The organism is Bradyrhizobium sp. CFUWI (assembly GCF_056429085.1).
The window spans coordinates 1-427 of record NZ_JBWJZE010000234.1; the positions used below are offsets into that span (position 1 = coordinate 1).

The 427-nt window shown below is 68.9% G+C and carries 1 protein-coding gene; it reads right to left on the minus strand.

Annotation, left to right across the window (positions count from 1 at the left end; genetic code table 11):
• Positions 1-66 precede the first annotated feature (66 nt).
• On the minus strand, positions 67-427 hold a 361-nt coding region (rplI, locus tag AC066S_RS39590; RefSeq protein ID WP_478272027.1), incomplete at its 5' end, for a 50S ribosomal protein L9.

The window sequence follows — 427 nt, forward strand, 5'->3', positions numbered from 1 at the left end:
CCCGGGGGGCGGCCTTTGCCGGCATGCGCCAGCGGCAGGGAGAAACTTTCCGCGCGCTGCGTCGCGTCAGGCGGTTTCGCCGTACACGGACACGGTGACTTCCACCACCACGTCGGTGTGCAGGGCCACGCTCACGGTGGAGTCGCCCACGGTCTTGATCGGACCGTTCGGCAGGCGGACCTGCGACTTGGCCACCTGGTCGCCTTGCTTGTTCAGCTCTTCGGCGATGTCGTGGTTGGTGACGGAGCCGAACAGGCGGCCGTCCACGCCAGCCTTCTGCGTCAGCTTGACGGTCGTGCCGCCGAGCTTTTCGCCCTGGCCCTGGGCTTCAGCCAGCTTGGCGGCGGCAGCCTTCTCGAGTTCGGCGCGCTTGGCTTCGAATTCGGCCTTGTTGGCTTCGGTGGCGCGGCGTGCGCGGCCCGAGGGG